We start from the raw sequence: 16,191 nt of genomic DNA on the forward strand, positions 1-16,191 counted from the left end.
GGTGCGGATGACTCTGGGCAAGGCGCTCAACGCCGGGCTCCGCCAGGCGCTCCGCGACGATGACAAGGTGGTGCTGCTCGGCGAGGACATCGGGTCGCTCGGCGGCGTCTTCCGCATCACCGACGGACTGCTCGACGAGTTCGGCGCGAAGCGCGTGATCGACACACCGCTGGCCGAGTCCGGCATCGTCGGAACGGCCGTGGGTCTCGCCTTCCGCGGTTACCGTCCGGTGATCGAGATCCAGTTCGACGGGTTCATCTATCCTGCGTTCGATCAGATCGTGTCGCAGGTCGCGAAGCTGCACTACCGCACCCAGGGTCGTGTGAAGATGCCGATCACGATCCGCGTCCCGTGGGCCGGTGGCATCGGCGCCGCCGAGCACCACTCCGAGTCACCCGAGGCGTACTTCGTGCACACGGCGGGTCTGCGCGTGATCGCGGTGTCCGACCCGCAGGACGCCTACCGGTGCCTGCGGCAGGCGATCGCGAGCGACGACCCCGTGCTGTTTTTCGAGCCGAAGCGGCTCTATCACCACAAGGGCGAGGTCGATCTGGAGGCCCCCCTCGCGGACGCCCCGCCGATGGGGCTCGCCCGGGTCGTGCGCCAGGGCACGGATGCCACGCTGATCGCCTACGGCGCCATGGTGGGCACGGCACTGGATGCCGCCGCGGCAGCGGAGGACGAGGGCATCTCGCTGGAGGTCATCGACCTGCGGTCCCTCTCTCCGGTCGACTACGAGACCGTCGCGGCATCCGTGCGTCGCACAGGACGTGTGGTGGTCGCCCACGAGGCGTCCCGCGAGGCCGGCGTCGGCGCCGAGATCATCGCGAGCATCACGGAGTTCTGCTTCGAGTACCTGGAGTCCGCCCCCCTGCGGGTGACCGGGCACGACATCCCCTACCCGCCCGCGAAGATGGAGAAGTTCCACCTGCCCGACCTCGATCGGATCCTGGACGCCGTCGATCGGGTGATGGATCGGCCGAACAGCCTCACGAAGGGGGCCCAGCAGTGAACGCCGAATTCCGGCTGCCCGATCTCGGTGAGGGTCTGACGGAGGCCGAGGTCGTGCAGTGGCTCGTGAAGCCGGGCGACACCGTCGCGCTCAACCAGACGCTCGCAGAGGTCGAGACGGCCAAGGCCGTGGTCGAACTTCCCTCGCCCTACGAGGGGACGGTGTCGAGTCTGCACGCGGATGCGGGCGATACCGTCGCGGTCGGCGCCCCGCTGATCGCATTCGATGTCGCCGGTGCCGAGCCCGACGCGGCCGCGGCGGAGGAGTCGGCCGAGAAGGCGCAGCCCAATCTCGTCGGTTACGGCGCCGCCCCGGCCGCGGCGGGTCGTCCTGCCCGCCGCACCCGACGCGGTGCCGTGTCGGCGACTCCTGTCGCTGATGACGACGTGCTCGCCGCGGCCCCGCACGACGCGCTGCCGGCCGCGACGGCGGAGCCGACGGTCGGCGAGCGCCCCCGATCGACGCCGCCCGTCCGCGCCCACGCGAAGCGGCTCGGGGTGGATCTGGTGCTGGTCGCCGCGGAGGTCGGCGACCGCGTGATCACCCGATCCGACGTCGACGCCTACGCTGAGCGCGTCGGCGCGGTGGCATCCGGTGCCCCGGCCGGGGTCGAAGCTCCCGCGCCCACGATCCCCACCCCACCGATCGGCGATCGAGCACAGACCCGTATCCCGATCAGGGGCGTGCGCAAGCACACCGCCCAGGCGATGGTGCGCAGCGCCTTCACCGCGCCGCACGTGACCACCTTCCACACGGTCGACGTGACGGCGACGATGGAGCTGATCGAGCAGCTGCGCTCCGATCGCTCGCTGGCCGATCATCGCATCGGTCCTCTCGTGCTGGTCGCGAAAGCCGTCTGCCTGGCGCTCGGGCGCAACCCGTCGCTCAATGCGACCTGGGACGAGGCGGCGGGCGAGATCGTGGAGAACCACTACGTCGACCTGGGCATCGCCGCGGCGACCGAGCGCGGACTGATCGTGCCTATCATCCGCGATGCGGAGCGGCTGTCGCTGACCGGCATGGCGGATGCCCTGCAGCAGTTGACCGCGACGGCCAGGACGGGAAAGACCAGCCCCGCAGAGCTCGCGGGAGGCACGTTCTCGATCACGAACATCGGCGTCTTCGGGATCGACGCGGGCACCCCCATCCTGCCGCCTGGCCAGTCCGGGATCCTCGCCGTCGGCGCCGTGCGCCGCCAGCCATGGGAGCACCGGGGCGAGATCGCACTGCGTCAGATGATGACGCTGAGCGTGTCGTTCGACCACCGCCTGGTCGACGGCGCGGAGGGGGCTCGCTTCCTCAAGGACGTGGCGGACCTCCTCGAGCAGCCCGGGCGCGCGATGCTGTTCTGACCACGACGACCACGGCCTCGGGGCGGCGGCGGGAGCCGCTGCTCAGCCGTCGGCCTGCAGGGCGGCCAGGGCCATCGCGTTGAGGAGTCGTGAGGTGTCGATGTGACGTCGCAGCGCGGTGCTCGTGCTGTGCGGGGTCGAGTTGATGAGCCCGAAGCAGGCCTGCACGCGCATTCGGAGTGCATCGCGGTCGTCGGGGACGAGAGCGGCGAGGCTGTCGATCCACAGCTCGATGTAGGCGCGCTGCAGCCGGCGCACGTCCGCGCGGCTCTCCTCGGTGAGGTGCGCGAGGTCGCGGTCCTGCACGCGGATGACCTCGGCGTTGCCGAGGGCGAACTCGACGTGAAAGGACACCAGGCCGCGCATCCGGGCGAGGGATGACCCCGCGACGGACGCCACGGCGCTGCCGCCGTCTATCAGCCGCTCGCTGACACCGACGAGCAGAGCCCCCAACAGCGCCTGCTTGCCCGCGAAATGGCGGTAGACGGCGGGCCCTGAGACGCCGACCGCCGCCCCGATGTCCTCGAGGCTGACGCCTGAGTACCCGCGGGCGGCGAAGAGTTCGGCGGCAGCGACGAGGATGGCGTCGGTGCGTTCCGCCTTGGCGCGATCTCGCGCTGTGACAGCTGTTGTCATTTCGGTTAATCCTCGCTAACCTGAATTGCCGGGTTAGTGAACACTAACCAATCCGCCCGGAAAAATCAGCATCCCAGTGAGTCGAGGAGGACCCACGATGGCCCCCACCCAGCAGGAACTGGCCGACGAGCTGCGCGACCGCCTCGCCGAGACCGCGCTGGGGGGCCCGCAGCGCTCGCGCGAGCGCCACGTCGCCCGAGGGAAGATGCTTCCGCGCGATCGCGTCGCGCGTCTGCTCGACGAGGGGAGTCCGTTCATCGAGATCGCGCCCCTGGCGGCGCACGGTCTGTACGGGGGAGAGGCGCCGGCCGCCGGCGTCATCGCAGGCATCGGGCTCGTGCACGGCCGTCACGTGATGGTCGTCTGCAACGACCCCACGGTCAAGGGCGGCACCTACTTCCCGCTCACGGTGAAGAAGCACCTGCGCGCGCAGGAGATCGCGTTGGAGAACCGCCTGCCCTGCCTCTACCTCGTCGATTCGGGCGGTGCGTTCCTCCCGAAGCAGGACGAGGTGTTCCCGGATCGCGATCACTTCGGTCGCATCTTCTTCAATCAGGCGCGCATGTCGGCCGAGGGCATCCCGCAACTGGCCGCCGTGCTGGGATCCTGCACGGCCGGCGGCGCGTACGTGCCCGCCATGAGCGATGAGACCGTGATCGTGCGCGGTCAGGGGACCATCTTCCTGGGCGGTCCACCCCTGGTGAAGGCCGCCATCGGCGAGGTCGTCACCGCCGAGGAGCTCGGCGGCGGAGAGCTGCACGCGCGCCGGTCGGGCGTCGTGGATCATCTCGCCGAGGACGATGAGCACGCGCTCGAGATCCTGCGCGACATCGTCGCGACGCTGCCACGCCCGGCGGCGCCGGCATGGGACGTGGCAGCATCCCGTGCGCCGGCCACCACGGAAAGCCTCTACGACGTGGTGCCGGTGGATGTGAACGCGGCGTACGACGTGCACGAGGTCATCGATCGCCTCGTGGACGCCGAGAGCTTCACCGAGTTCAAGCCCGAGTACGGCACGACCCTCGTCACCGGCTTCGCGGTGCTGCACGGCCATCCGATCGGCATCGTCGCCAACAACGGCGTGCTCTTCAGCGAGTCGGCGCTCAAGGGCGCGCACTTCATCGAGCTGTGCGACCAGCGCGGAATCCCCCTGCTGTTCCTCCAGAACATCACCGGCTTCATGGTCGGCAGCGATGCGGAGGCCGGCGGCATCGCCAAGGACGGCGCGAAGATGGTCACAGCTGTGGCCAGCACGCGGGTGCCCAAGCTCACCATCATCATCGGCGGCTCGTTCGGTGCGGGGAACTACTCCATGTGCGGGCGGGCGTACTCGCCGAGGTTCCTGTGGAGCTGGCCGGCCAGCCGCATCTCGGTGATGGGCGGACCGCAGGCGGCTTCCGTGCTCGCCACCGTGAAGGAGGACCAGCTCACCGCGCAGGGCGAGGCCTGGTCGCGCGAGGAGCGCGAGGCGTTCGAGGCGCCCGTGCGCGCTCAGTACGAGCAGCAGGGCGAGCCCTACTACGCCACGGCTCGCCTCTGGGATGACGGCATCGTCGACCCGGAGCAGACGCGCGAGCTGCTCGGACTGGCGCTCGATGTCGTATCCCGCACCCCGCTGCCCGAGCCGCGCTTCGGCCTTTTCCGGATGTGAGCCCCATGACCACTGTCATCGACACCGTGCTCGTCGCCAACCGCGGCGAGATCGCCCGCCGCGTGATCCGCACGCTGCGCGAGCTCGGCATCCGCAGCGTCGCGGTCTACAGCGACGCGGATGCCGGGGCTCCGCACGTGCACGAGGCGGATGACGCCGTGCACATCGGGGGAGCGGCCGCCGCCGACTCCTACCTGCGGGTGGACGCCGTCATCACGGCAGCCCTGCGCAGCGGGGCGCAGGCGATCCACCCCGGCTACGGGTTCCTGTCCGAGAGCGTGGCCCTCGCACAGGCCTGTGCGGACGCCGGCGTGGTCTTCATCGGCCCGCACGTGCGAGCGCTCGAGATCATGGGGGACAAGGCCCGGGCGCGTGACCATGTCTCCCAGCACGGGGTTCCGGTCGTCCCCGGCTTCAATGCATCGGGCATGGACGACGAGCAGATCCGCGCCCGCGCGGATGAGGTCGGCTATCCGCTGCTCCTGAAGCCGAGTGCCGGCGGAGGCGGCAAGGGCATGGAGGTCGTCCGCTCCGGTGACGAGCTGGCGACCGCTCTGGCCACCGCCCGTCGTGTCGCGAGAGCCGCCTTCGGCGACGATGCGATGGTGCTGGAGCGCCTGGTGCAGCGTCCGAGGCACATCGAGGTGCAGGTGTTCGGCGACGCGCACGGCGGGGTCATCGCCCTCGGCGAGCGCGAGTGCACGCTGCAGCGTCGTCACCAGAAGGTCATCGAGGAGGCACCGGCCGCGCAACTGCCGGATGCCGTCCGGCAGCGACTGCTGGATGCCGCCGTCGCCGCCGCGCAGAGCGTGGACTACGTGGGGGCCGGCACCGTGGAGTTCCTCGTCGAGGCGGACTCGGTCGATGACATCTTCTTCATCGAGATGAACACCCGCCTGCAGGTGGAGCATCCGGTGACCGAGGAGGTCACCCGCCTCGATCTCGTCGCCCTGCAGCTGCACGTCGCCGCGGGCGGTGCTCTTCCCGAGCTTCCGGAGGTGCGCGGTCACGCGGTGGAGGCCCGAGTGTACGCGGAGTCGCCCGAACGCGGCTTCCTGCCCTCGACGGGTCGAGTGCTGCTCTTCGACCCGCCCCGCGGCACCCGGGTGGATGCGGCGGTGGAGACCGGGTCGGAGGTCACCGGCTTCTACGATCCGATGATCGCCAAGGTGATCGCCTTCGGGCCCGACCGCGAGACCGCCCTGCGGCGGCTGGACGCCGCGCTCGCCCGCACCGTCGTGCTCGGCGTCGAGACGAACATCGCGTTCCTCCGTGCGCTCTGCCGGCAGGAGCGCGTGATCTCGGGCGATCTGGACACCGGTCTTATCGAGACGATGCTGCCGTTCCCGGCCGCACCGCCGTCGCCGGCCATGCTCGCCGCGGCCGCGCACGCGGTGGCGCGGCCCCGGCGCCGTGGGCCGGCGGATCTCTGGTACGACGTGCCGGGCTGGCGCCTCGGCGCCTCGCACCCGCTTCCGCGGGCCTTCTTCCTCACCGACGACGACGCGGTCGTCGAGGCGCCGGCCGCGTATGTCCACGGCATACCCGCGCTGACGGACGATGACGGCGCGGTCTGGGTGTCCGACGGCGGTGGGGGCGTGCGGCTGCGGCCGCTCACCCGACGCGCCCGCATGCAGCGCCGGCTCGCCGAACGCGCCACCGCATCCGGCCCCCGTGAGCCCGAAGGCCGCGCACCCATGCCCGGTGCCGTGGTGGCGCTGCACGTCGCCGACGGCGACACGGTGCGCGAAGGAGACCCGATCGTCTCGATCGAGGCGATGAAGATGGAGCACCCGGTGCTCGCGCCGCACGACGGCACCGTGCACCTGCTCGTCGCCCTCGGCGACCAGGTGCGACGCGACCAGCCCGTGGCGCGTGTCAGTGAACAGGAGACAGCATGACCGACGACCTCAGCAGCATCGGCCTCGACGAGGAGCAGCGCGAACTGGCCGGTATGGTCCGCGACTTCGCCGAGCAGGTGGTCGCGCCCCAGGCGTACGAGGCCGACCGTACGCACACGCTGAACCTGGACGTGGTGCGTCAGATGGGCGAGCTGGGTCTGTTCGGGCTGCCGTTCCCGGAGGAGCACGGCGGCCAGGGCGGCGACTATCTGGCTCTCGGCCTGGCCATCGAAGCGCTCGCGCGGGTGGACCAGTCCCTGGCGATCACGCTCGAAGCCGGGGTGAGCCTGGGTGCGATGCCGATCCACCGCTTCGGCACGCAGGAGCAGAAGGCCGAGTACCTGCCCTCCCTGCTCTCGGGCGAGAACCTCGCGGGCTTCGGACTGACCGAGCCCGAGGCCGGCAGCGACGCAGGCGCGACCCGCACGACCGCACGCCTGGACGACGGGGAATGGGTCGTCAACGGCAGCAAGCAGTTCATCACGAACTCCGGCACGCCCATCACCCGGTTCGTCACTGTGACCGCCGTGACGGGGTCGCAGGGTCAAGGAGCGGGGGACGGGAAGGAGATCTCGACGATCATCGTGCCCAACGGCACGCCGGGCTTCACGGTCGAGCCGGCCTACGACAAGGTCGGCTGGAACGCCTCCGACACCCACCCGCTGACGCTGCAGGACGTGCGCGTGCCCGAGGAGAACCTGCTGGGCGTGCGCGGCCGCGGCTTCAAGAACTTCCTCAGCATCCTCGACGAGGGGCGCATCGCGATCGCGGCTCTCGCCACGGGAGCTGCCGAGGGATGCCTGGAGGCGGCCGTCGACTACGCGAAGAAGCGCACCGTGTTCGGCTCGGCGCTCAGCACACGGCAGAACGCGCAGTTCACGCTGGCGCGCATGCGCGCACGCGTGCACACCGCGCGGCTCGCCTGGCACCATGCCGCACGCCTGCGCGATGCGGGACGACCGTTCGCCGAACAGGCAGCGATCGCCAAGCTCGTCTCGGGCGAGGCGGCGATGGACAACGCCCGTGACGCGACGCAGATCTTCGGCGGCAACGGCTTCATGAACGAGTACCCGGTGGCGCGCCACTATCGCGACTCGAAGATCCTCGAGATCGGCGAGGGCACCACCGAGGTGCAGCTGCTGGTGATCGCCCGCGGTCTGGGGCTGGCGGGCTAGGGTGCGAGCATGACCGACATCGTCCAGCGCGGCTTGTTCTTCGAGGAGTTCGAGCTCGGCGCCCGCTACCTGCATCGCCCCGGCCGCACGGCGACCGAGACCGACAACGTGCTATTCACCACGCTGACGATGAACGCCCAGGCGCTGCACCTGGACGCGGCGTTCTCCGCTTCCCAGGAGCCGTTCGGCCAGCGGCTGATGAACTCGATGTGGACACTGTCCACGATGGTCGGCGCATCCGTCGCGCAGCTCACACAGGGAACGCTGGTCGCGCAGCTCGGGCTGAGCGACATCACCTTCCCGCACCCCGTGTTCCACGGCGACACGCTGTACACCGAGAGCGTGATCGCCGACAAGCGGCTTTCGTCGTCGAGGCCGGGGCAGGGCATCTGCACGATCGCCCACACCGGACGCAACCAGGACGGCGTGATCGTCGCCACCGCCACACGTGTGGCGCTCATGCGCTGCCTGCCGGAAGGGGAATGATGGCGTTCGATCTGGGACCTGCCCTGCTGTTCTGCCCCGGTGATCGGGCCGACCGGTTCGCGGGTGCGCTGGCGAAGGCCGACGCGGTCATCCTCGATCTCGAGGATGCCGTGCTGCCGGATGCCAAGGCGCACGCTCGCGAGAACCTGCTGACCGCCGATCTGGATCCCGACCAGGTGATCGTGCGGGTCAACGACCCGGCATCCGCGCACTTCGGCGCCGACCTCGCCGCGGTCTCGCGTACGCCCTTCCGCACCGTCATGGTCGCGAAGTCCGAGGACCCGTTGGCGTTCGACGCGTTCGACGCGTCCTTCTCGCTGATCGCGCTGTGCGAGACGGCCCGGGGAGTGCTGAGGGCGGACGAGATCGCCGCGCACCCGCGGACCGCGGCGCTGATGTGGGGCGCAGAGGACCTCGTGGCGTCGATCGGCGGCACGGCCAGCCGGTTCGACGACGGACGCTACCGCGACGTCGCCCGTCACGCCCGCTCCCGGGTCCTCATCGCCGCCGCAGCCCATGACAGGGCCGCGATCGACGCGGTGCATCTCGACATCGACGACGAGGCGGGACTCGCCGCGGAGGCGTCGGATGCCGTGGCATCCGGCTTCCGCGCCACCGCATGCATCCATCCGCGCCAGGTCGCCGTGATCCGCGACGCCTACCGACCGGACGCGGTCACCATCGAGTGGGCGCGCGCCGTGCTTGCGGCCGCCGAGGGAGAACGCGGCGTGTTCCGGTTCCAGGGGCGGATGGTCGACGAGCCGGTGCTGCGCCATGCGCGCGCCGTGCTCGGCCGCATCTGAGGCGCGCGGGTCACGCGGGGATCGAGGCGAGAAGGCGCAGGTTGCCGCGCTCCACGACGAAGCGGTGCACCGAGCCGTTGTGCAGCACGTCTCCGGCCCGCGGCAGTGTGCCGCCCGAGACATGCATGAGCAGAGCGCGCAGCACGCCGCCGTGGCTGACCACGATGATCGACTCGGCTGCCGGAGCCGCCCGACGCCGCGACTCCCGCACGATGCGATGCAGCGAGTCCAGTGCCCTGTCACGCACCTGCTCGAGTGACTCCGCTCCCGGGACCGCGGCGTGCCAGTCGCCGTATGTCGCGAGGTAGTCCGCGACGCTGGAGCCCTCGGCGTCGCCGAACTCCCTCTCCCGCAGGCCGCGGGTGATCAGGGGCTCGGTCAGCCCCAGACGTCCGGAGATGATCCTGGCGGTCTCCTGAGCGCGAACCAGCGGGCTCGCGTAGATCGCATGGTGCTCGCCGTCCAGGAGCGCTTCGGCGGCCGCCAGTGCATCCGCCCGGCCCGTCTCGTTGAGCGGGATGTCGGTCGAGCCCTGGATGCGGTGCGCGAGGTTCCAGTCGGTCTGGCCGTGGCGGACGAGGGTGAGAAAGGTCACTCCTCGAGCCTAGGCGAGCTGCGCTGCGAGGGCGCCGAGCACTTCGCTGGTGCCGCCGGGGATCACGGCATCCGCCCAGCCGTCGGCGCGCGTCGGCTCACGGTTGACGATCACCAGGGGTATGCCGCGTCGGCGCGCGCGCTCGATGATCCTGATGCCGGAGTTCACGGTGAGCGACGTGCCGGCCACCAGGAGCGCGTCGGAGGCGCGCAGCAGCGACTCCGCGCCACGGAAGCGCGCTGCGGGGACGAACTCCCCGAAGAACACGACCTCGGGCTTGAGCATTCCTCCGCACACCGTGCACGGAGGGATGACGAAGCCTTCCGTGCTCTCCGGGGTGACGTCGCCGTCGGGGTTGAGTTCGATGGTCTCCGGCTGCCGCACCCATGGGTTCAGTCGTTCGAGTCGTTCGGCGACGGCGCGCCGATCGAATACCTGTCCGCAGTCGAGGCACAGCACGCGGTGCATCGTGCCGTGCAGCTCCACCACGCGCGTGCTTCCCGCGCGCAGATGCAGCCCGTCCACGTTCTGCGTGACGATGCCGCTGACCGCCCCAGCCCGCTCGAGTCGTGACAGCGCGAGATGACCGTCGTTGGGGTCGGGCGCGGTGAACGCGGTCCAACCCAGGTGCCCGCCGAGCCAGTACCGTCTGCGGGCGGACTCATCGGCGAGGTAGGTCTGGATCGTCATGGGTCGCGCTCGGGGGCGCGCGCCGACCCCGCGGTAGGACGGTATGCCCGAGTCCGTGGAGATCCCGGCGCCGGTGAGCACGGCCACCCGACGTCCCGCGAGCAGATCCGCGACACCGCGCACCTCGTCTCGCAGCCCATCCGGCGCGCGTCGGGGCGTGCCGGATCGGCCTGCGTGATCGCTCGACTGCACGATCGGCAGTCTACGGTCCGCGACGGGACCGAGGGCCGGTGCGCACCTGTCAGAGTGGAGGCATGCACATCGTCCCCGTCGTCGACGACGCAGATTCCCGTCTGGACGACTACCGCTCCCTGACCGACGTCGCCCTGCGCCGCAGGCACGAGCCGTCCGGCGGCCTGTACATGGCCGAGTCGGCGAAGGTCATCGCGCGCGCCGTGCGCGCCGGGCACCGGCCGAGGTCGGTGCTGACGCAGCGGAAGTGGATGCCGGCTGCGGCGGACGCGCTCGCCGGCACAGACGTCCCGGTGTATGTCGCCTCCGCCGAGGTCACCGAGCGGGTGACCGGTTTCGCGATTCACCGCGGGCCGCTGGCGGCGATGCACCGACCCGACGAGCCCGAGCTCGCCGAGGTGCTGCGGGATGCTGCCCATGGTGGCCGTTCCCGCGTGGCCGTGCTGGAGGGATTGACGGATCACACGAATGTCGGGGCACTGTTCAGGTCGGCTGCGGCGCTCGGCGTCGACGCCGTGCTCGTCACACCGGACTGCGCTGACCCGCTGTACCGCCGTTCGGTGCGCGTCTCGATGGGTACGGTGTTCAGCGTGCCGTGGACGAGGGTTCCCGTGTGGCCGGCGGGCATCGACGAGCTGCGTGCCGCGGGTTACCTCGTGGCGGGCATGACGCTCGGCGAGGGCACGATGACTCTCGACCAGCTGGTCGGCGAGGAGCACGAGAGACTCGCGCTCGTGTTCGGCACGGAAGGAGACGGCATCACGCCCGACACGGACCGTCAGCTGGATCGCCGCGTGATGATCCCGATGAGTGGAGGCGTCGATTCGCTGAATGTCGCGGCTGCTTCGGCGGTGGCCTTCTACGCGACCCGCTAGAGACGAGCGGGGACACCATGGTCGGTTCCAGGCTCATGTTCGCGGTCGCGAGACGGCCGGGCCGCGAGTCGCACCGCCGAAAGTCTCAACCTCGACTTTAAGCTCAAGATCATGAAGACCGCCACCAGAACGATCCTTCCCGCCCTCACCGCGTTCGTCGGGATCGCCCTGGTCGGCTGCAGCGGTGCTGCCGAAGCAGCTCCCGCCGAACCGGCTGCGCAGATCGTCTCGCAGCCGCAGGCCGCAGCCGTCGACGACACTCTCGACACCGTCGCGGAGCCGAGTGACCCGTGCGACGCGACCCCTGGCAACCGCATCGTCTTCGCCACACAGGGCGGCGGAAGCGTCTTCGCCCAGCTGAAGCACGAGCTGATCGACCTGGGAGCGCGGGACTACGCCGCCGGTGACGTGACTCTGGGTGCGGAAGGCAAGATCCTCAGCTACACCGTCGCGCCCGGCGACAGCCCCATCGCCATCGGCGATCGCTTCTGCGTCGACTACGTCACGGTGCTGCAGTACAACCGCACCTGGCCCGAGATCGACCCGGGCGAGGTGCTGGTGCTCAGCCCCGACCCCACCGTCCAGTGGGGCGACAACACACCGGTCGAGCAAGACGCCGCGTGACACGACAGCCGCGCTGTCACCAGACGCCCATCTCAGCCAATCGCGCCCACCGCGGGATCAGCGCCGCAAGAGAGATGACGAGCGCTGAGCTCGCGATGGCGACCGACACCGCGCGCACCCGCCGCGTGACAGGCTCGAAGTCGTTCCTGAGGAGGATGACGCCGCTGACGAAGGGCAGGGCGAAGGGGACGATGCTCATCACGACCAGGGCGAGAACGGCGGACTCCCGCCATGTCTCCTCCGAGTACAACAACCCGATCATCATCCACCAGCCCTTGGTCAGGGCCATGAGCGTTCCGGTGCCTCCGATGACGCTGGACACCACGATCATCGTCCGCGGCCGGAGCGCGTCCTCTCCGAGCGAGGCGTGCACGAGGACCAGCGCGGACAGGAGCGCCATCAGCGCCAGGTAGCTGAGGTCCGCGAAGCCCCACCCGCCGGTGCGGCTCGGTACGAGCCCCGTGATCGTCAAGAACAGGTGCACGATCGAGAGTGCCATCGCGACGCCGATCAAGCTGACCGTGGAGATCGCGATGAGTTTCTCCGGGCGCGTCGCCGGCTCCGGCTCGACCCACAGCGTATCCGGCTTCGTTGAAGTCATGGTGATGACTCTCCTTCGTGAACCTGAACACTTCCCTGCTGTCGACCGCGCTCCCGATGGCATGATGAGAGGCGAACAGGCAGACGGGTCAAGACGACGATGAGGAAGCGAACGGTCGTCATCGATCAGGACGACGAGGCGCCGTTCTGGCTCGAGCACATCGGCGCACTCATAGTCATCGGCGTCGTCGTGCTGGTCGCCGGCTTCGTGTTCCTCCCCATGACCGACTGGGGTCGCGCCACGCTGGTCGGGCTGGGCGCAGGACTCGCAGTGCTCCTGACGGCATGGCTCGCCGTCGACCCGTGGCGCAGTGTCAGGTCGGGCGAGCCGGTGTCGGTCTGGGGCGGCGAGGCGGTGTCCGCTCTCGGCTGGGGCGGCATGACGTTCTCCTTGGCAGCTGGTCTCCCGTACATCTTCTGGCTCGGACCGCCCGATGCGCCGGAGTGGTTGTTCTTCCTGCCCGGAGCCGGTGCGGTGCTGTTCACGGCGGTCGCCGCACTGGGCATCCGGATGCAGACGCGACGACCGCTTTCCGCCCTCGACCTCCGGCCCCGGCCCGCGCACGTGATCCTGAACACCCAAGACGCCGACGGCGGTCAGATCATCAGCGTGCGGTATCGCGGCGCCGACGGCGATGAGCACGAGGCGGACCTCGCGGACCTGATCGACGATTCCTCGCTGGCGCGACGGGTACAAGCTCGACGGCGTGCGTCTCGGCGGTGAGAGCGGGCCGCTCACGCCGGGGCCGGGCTCTCCCTTCCTGCGCGAGGGAGGCAGATGGAAGTTCGAGTCGTGACCCACCGGTCGTGGGACGCGGACGTCGTGGACCCCCTGCGGCTCAAGCCGTCGCGTCTGGAAGGCGCACGGGTCCGGCCTCCGGTCGCTTCGCTTCGATGTGATCGCCGGAGGACTGGTGGCGCAGTCGCCGGAGCACCCAGGGGACAAGGTGCTCACGAGCCCAGCCGATGTCCTCCGCGCGTGCCTCGCGCCACGTCCGCACCGGCACGGGATCGGGCTGCATCGCCTGGAGGTCGTTGGGCACGTTGAGCGCCCGCAGCACCATGCGCGCCACCTCGTGGTGCCCGAGCGCGTTGTAGTGCAGACGGTCGTCGTCGAAGAAGCGCGGGTCCTGCACGACCTTCAGTGACCACTGGTCTGCGACGATGCAGTCGTGTCGGTCGGCGATCGCGCGCACATTCTCGTTGTAGATCGCGACCTTGCCACGGAACGGGCGGAACACCGGTGTGAATCCGGTGTCGATTCCGGTGAACAGCACGACCGCCGCGCCGGTCGACGACAGCCGGGCGACGGCGTCGTCCAGCTGCGACGCGATGTCGTCCGGATCGGATCCGGGTCGGATGACGTCGTTCCCGCCGGCGCAGATGGAGACCAGATCCGGCTTGAGCGCGACGGCGGGCTCGATCTGATCGGCGACGATCTGAGCGATCAGCTTTCCTCGCACCGCGAGGTTCGCATAGGCGAAGTCCTCGACATCCTGTGCAAGCACCTCGGCGACGCGGTCCGCCCATCCACGGTGTCCGTCGGGAACGGCGGGATCGGGATCGCCGATGCCCTCGGTGAACGAGTCGCCCACGGCGACGAAGCGACGCCACGGATGCGGGCCCTGGTTCGCGACGAACGGCGTGCGAGACGATTCCTGATCCACCATCGGGTTCTCCTTCGGCAATCTGCGCGCCGCGGTTCGAGCGCACCGCTGAGAGCCTACTCGCGCTCGCGGCGCACGGGCGGTTGTCGGCCGTCTGGATTATCGTGGTCCGGTGCTCTCTCCCTCCTTCCCTCAGCGCGCCCCGTGGGGCACAGCCGACAAGCTGAGGGCCTGGCAGCGCGAAGCGCTCGATGCCTATTTCCAGGCGGATCAGCGTGATTTCCTCGTCGCCGCGACACCGGGCGCAGGCAAGACCACTTTCGCCCTGACCCTCGCGGTGGAACTGCTGCGCATGGGCGAGATCGATCGAGTGATCGTCGTGGCTCCGACCGAGCACCTGAAGACGCAGTGGGCGGACGCCGCCGCACGCGTGCACATCCGGCTGGATCCGCGCTTCCGCAACAGCCACTGGGCCCCCGCCCGGCACTACCACGGAGCAGTCGTCACCTATGCGCAGGTGGCCGCGAAGTCCAGTGTGCACCGTCACCTGACCGAGGACGCCAAGACGCTCGTGATCCTCGACGAGGTTCATCACGGTGGCGACGCCCTGAGCTGGGGGGATGCCATCCGCGACGCCTACGGTCCGGCGCGGCGGCGTCTGCTGCTCTCCGGCACGCCGTTTCGCAGCGACACCGCACCGATCCCGTTCGTGCAGTACCTGCCCGACGAGTCGGGCGGACGCGTGTCCAGCACCGACTACCGCTACGGCTACGGCCGTGCTCTCGCCGACGGTGTGGTGCGTCCGGTCCTGTTCCACATGTACGCCGGCAAGATGCGCTGGCGCACCAGCGCGGGTGACGAGCTCGAGGCGCACCTCGGCCAGGACAACACCAAGGACGTCACCTCGCAGGCCTGGCGCACGGCGCTCGACCCGGAGGGGGAGTGGATGCCCGCGGTCCTGTCGGCCGCCGATCGTCGGCTCTCCGAGATCCGTCACCACGTCCCGGATGCGGGCGGCCTGGTGCTCGCGACCGACCAGACCGTCGCCCGGGCGTACGCGAAGATTCTGCACAGCCTGACCGGTGAGCAGCCCACGGTGGTCCTCTCGGACGACGCATCGGCATCCGAGCGCATCGAGAAATTCAGCGCGAGCGACCGCCGGTGGATGGTCGCGGTGCGCATGGTGTCGGAAGGTGTGGACGTTCCCCGGCTCGCGGTGGGCGTGTACGCGACCTCGTCCTCGACGCCGCTCTTCTTCGCGCAGGCGATCGGGCGCTTCGTGCGTGCACGGCGCCGCGGCGAGGCGGCGAGCGTCTTCCTGCCGAACGTTCCGGTGCTGATGACCCTCGCGAACGAGATGGAGCGCCAGCGGGATCACGCGCTGGATCGGCAGAGCAAGGACGACGACGGCCTCGAGGATTCGCTGCTGGAGAGCGCGAACCGCGAGGAGGAGGCTTCGGATGCGCTGACTCAGGAGTTCAGCTATCAGGCGATCTCTTCGCTCGCGCACTTCGACCGTGTGGTGTTCGAGGGCAAGGACTTCGGACAGCTCGCCGAGCCCGGCACACCGGAGGAGGAGGAGTTCATCGGACTGCCGGGTCTGCTCGAACCCGAGCACGTCCACGACCTGCTCATGCAGCGACAGGCCAGACAGAGCCGTCTGCGCGAGGCGAGAGAGGCGGCGACGCCGCCCGATGCGACGACCACCCTGCCTGCCCCCCTGCACCGCACGCTTCGCGAGCAACGGCAGCTGCTCAACAGCCTCGTCGGCCTGTACGCCCGGCAGAGCGGAGAGCCCCACGGGGCGGTGCACGCCGAGCTGCGACGGGTGTGCGGGGGCCCCGCCGTCGCGCAGGCCACCGTCACCCAGCTGCAGTCGCGCATCGACGTGCTCCGCAAGCGCGTGCGCTCCTGAAACGGGGAGCGCGCGTTCGGGCATCCGAAAAACTGGCAATCCTTCAACGGATGCCAGGGGGCCGCACCGATCTCGAT

16 protein-coding genes are annotated in these 16,191 nt (G+C 69.9%); 11 read left to right on the top strand and 5 right to left on the bottom strand.

The features are described 5' to 3' along the window. Positions 1-7 precede the first annotated feature (7 nt). Together ACFWHT_RS07160 and ACFWHT_RS07165 are read left to right on the top strand one after the other, a co-directional pair. Positions 8-1,012, top strand: coding sequence for an alpha-ketoacid dehydrogenase subunit beta (locus tag ACFWHT_RS07160; protein ID WP_378827937.1), 1,005 nt, complete (start codon positions 8-10; stop codon positions 1,010-1,012). Further along, positions 1,009-2,364, top strand: coding sequence for a dihydrolipoamide acetyltransferase family protein (locus ACFWHT_RS07165; protein ID WP_378826806.1), 1,356 nt, complete (start codon positions 1,009-1,011; stop codon positions 2,362-2,364). The genes ACFWHT_RS07160 and ACFWHT_RS07165 overlap by 4 nt, the downstream gene beginning before the upstream one ends. Positions 2,365-2,406: 42 nt before the next feature. On the opposite strand, the gene ACFWHT_RS07170 is transcribed toward ACFWHT_RS07165, so the two are convergent. Then, the gene (locus ACFWHT_RS07170) at positions 2,407-3,000 is read right to left on the bottom strand and encodes a TetR/AcrR family transcriptional regulator (RefSeq protein ID WP_378826808.1); all 594 of its coding nucleotides are present in this window, start codon (positions 2,998-3,000) and stop codon (positions 2,407-2,409) included. 97 nt (positions 3,001-3,097) lie between these two features. On the opposite strand from ACFWHT_RS07170, the gene ACFWHT_RS07175 reads away from it, so the two are divergent. From ACFWHT_RS07175 to ACFWHT_RS07195, 5 genes are read left to right on the top strand one after another with little or no spacing between them, the layout of a single operon-like run. Then, complete coding sequence (locus tag ACFWHT_RS07175) at positions 3,098-4,651, top strand: carboxyl transferase domain-containing protein (protein WP_378826810.1); 1,554 nt, start codon at positions 3,098-3,100, stop codon at positions 4,649-4,651. 5 nt (positions 4,652-4,656) lie between these two features. Then, complete coding sequence (locus tag ACFWHT_RS07180) at positions 4,657-6,552, top strand: acetyl/propionyl/methylcrotonyl-CoA carboxylase subunit alpha (protein WP_378826812.1); 1,896 nt, start codon at positions 4,657-4,659, stop codon at positions 6,550-6,552. Further along, positions 6,549-7,727 carry an acyl-CoA dehydrogenase family protein gene (locus ACFWHT_RS07185; protein ID WP_378826814.1) on the top strand — a complete coding sequence of 393 codons (1,179 nt, stop codon included), beginning with the start codon at positions 6,549-6,551 and terminating at the stop codon, positions 7,725-7,727. The genes ACFWHT_RS07180 and ACFWHT_RS07185 overlap by 4 nt, the downstream gene beginning before the upstream one ends. Positions 7,728-7,736: 9 nt before the next feature. Continuing rightward, entirely contained in the window at positions 7,737-8,213 is a 477-nt protein-coding gene (locus ACFWHT_RS07190) for a MaoC family dehydratase (RefSeq protein WP_378826816.1), read from the top strand. Continuing rightward, on the top strand, positions 8,213-9,016 hold the full coding sequence (locus ACFWHT_RS07195) for an HpcH/HpaI aldolase/citrate lyase family protein (protein ID WP_378826818.1): 804 nt from the start codon (positions 8,213-8,215) through the stop codon (positions 9,014-9,016). Before ACFWHT_RS07190 ends, ACFWHT_RS07195 begins: the two co-directional genes overlap by 1 nt. A gap of 10 nt (positions 9,017-9,026) precedes the next feature. On the opposite strand, the gene ACFWHT_RS07200 is transcribed toward ACFWHT_RS07195, so the two are convergent. Together ACFWHT_RS07200 and ACFWHT_RS07205 are read right to left on the bottom strand one after the other, a co-directional pair. Continuing rightward, positions 9,027-9,611, bottom strand: coding sequence for a histidine phosphatase family protein (locus ACFWHT_RS07200; protein WP_378826820.1), 585 nt, complete (start codon positions 9,609-9,611; stop codon positions 9,027-9,029). Positions 9,612-9,620: 9 nt separating this feature from the next. Next, complete coding sequence (locus ACFWHT_RS07205) at positions 9,621-10,436, bottom strand: Sir2 family NAD-dependent protein deacetylase (protein WP_378827939.1); 816 nt, start codon at positions 10,434-10,436, stop codon at positions 9,621-9,623. A gap of 119 nt (positions 10,437-10,555) precedes the next feature. On the opposite strand from ACFWHT_RS07205, the gene ACFWHT_RS07210 reads away from it, so the two are divergent. Both ACFWHT_RS07210 and ACFWHT_RS07215 read left to right on the top strand, forming a co-directional pair. After that, positions 10,556-11,368, top strand: a complete 813-nt coding sequence (locus ACFWHT_RS07210; protein ID WP_378826822.1) for a TrmH family RNA methyltransferase — start codon at positions 10,556-10,558, stop codon at positions 11,366-11,368. A 111-nt stretch (positions 11,369-11,479) separates the two neighbouring features. Further along, positions 11,480-11,992: a hypothetical protein gene (locus ACFWHT_RS07215; RefSeq protein WP_378826824.1), complete on the top strand. Its 513-nt coding sequence runs from the start codon at positions 11,480-11,482 to the stop codon at positions 11,990-11,992. 16 nt (positions 11,993-12,008) lie between these two features. On the opposite strand, the gene ACFWHT_RS07220 is transcribed toward ACFWHT_RS07215, so the two are convergent. Beyond that, a complete protein-coding gene (locus ACFWHT_RS07220) occupies positions 12,009-12,593 on the bottom strand; it encodes a hypothetical protein (protein WP_378826826.1) in 585 nt (194 codons plus the stop codon). A 99-nt stretch (positions 12,594-12,692) separates the two neighbouring features. Between ACFWHT_RS07220 and ACFWHT_RS07225 the strand changes: the two genes are divergently transcribed. Then, positions 12,693-13,316 (top strand): hypothetical protein, encoded by a 624-nt coding sequence (locus tag ACFWHT_RS07225; protein ID WP_378826828.1) that lies wholly within the window; start codon positions 12,693-12,695, stop codon positions 13,314-13,316. Positions 13,317-13,431: 115 nt separating this feature from the next. Here the strand turns inward: ACFWHT_RS07225 and ACFWHT_RS07230 are convergent, their stop codons facing one another. Continuing rightward, positions 13,432-14,262, bottom strand: coding sequence for an SGNH/GDSL hydrolase family protein (locus tag ACFWHT_RS07230; protein ID WP_378826830.1), 831 nt, complete (start codon positions 14,260-14,262; stop codon positions 13,432-13,434). Positions 14,263-14,371: 109 nt separating this feature from the next. On the opposite strand from ACFWHT_RS07230, the gene ACFWHT_RS07235 reads away from it, so the two are divergent. Continuing rightward, complete coding sequence (locus ACFWHT_RS07235) at positions 14,372-16,114, top strand: DEAD/DEAH box helicase (protein ID WP_378826831.1); 1,743 nt, start codon at positions 14,372-14,374, stop codon at positions 16,112-16,114. Positions 16,115-16,191 lie beyond the last annotated feature (77 nt).

Source organism: Microbacterium sp. NPDC058342 (genome assembly GCF_042723935.1).
Classification (GTDB): Bacteria; Actinomycetota; Actinomycetes; order Actinomycetales; family Microbacteriaceae; genus Microbacterium.

Coding starts and splice junctions, on each gene's coding strand:
- ACFWHT_RS07190 (WP_378826816.1), top strand. CDS start 7,737: ATGACCGACATCGTCCAGCGCGGCTTGTTCTTCGAGGAGTTCGAGCTC.
- ACFWHT_RS07185 (WP_378826814.1), top strand. CDS start 6,549: ATGACCGACGACCTCAGCAGCATCGGCCTCGACGAGGAGCAGCGCGAA.
- ACFWHT_RS07175 (WP_378826810.1), top strand. CDS start 3,098: ATGGCCCCCACCCAGCAGGAACTGGCCGACGAGCTGCGCGACCGCCTC.
- ACFWHT_RS07195 (WP_378826818.1), top strand. CDS start 8,213: ATGGCGTTCGATCTGGGACCTGCCCTGCTGTTCTGCCCCGGTGATCGG.
- ACFWHT_RS07220 (WP_378826826.1), bottom strand. CDS start 12,593: ATGACTTCAACGAAGCCGGATACGCTGTGGGTCGAGCCGGAGCCGGCG.
- ACFWHT_RS07230 (WP_378826830.1), bottom strand. CDS start 14,262: ATGGTGGATCAGGAATCGTCTCGCACGCCGTTCGTCGCGAACCAGGGC.
- ACFWHT_RS07160 (WP_378827937.1), top strand. CDS start 8: ATGACTCTGGGCAAGGCGCTCAACGCCGGGCTCCGCCAGGCGCTCCGC.
- ACFWHT_RS07225 (WP_378826828.1), top strand. CDS start 12,693: ATGAGGAAGCGAACGGTCGTCATCGATCAGGACGACGAGGCGCCGTTC.
- ACFWHT_RS07210 (WP_378826822.1), top strand. CDS start 10,556: ATGCACATCGTCCCCGTCGTCGACGACGCAGATTCCCGTCTGGACGAC.
- ACFWHT_RS07215 (WP_378826824.1), top strand. CDS start 11,480: ATGAAGACCGCCACCAGAACGATCCTTCCCGCCCTCACCGCGTTCGTC.
- ACFWHT_RS07180 (WP_378826812.1), top strand. CDS start 4,657: ATGACCACTGTCATCGACACCGTGCTCGTCGCCAACCGCGGCGAGATC.
- ACFWHT_RS07170 (WP_378826808.1), bottom strand. CDS start 3,000: ATGACAACAGCTGTCACAGCGCGAGATCGCGCCAAGGCGGAACGCACC.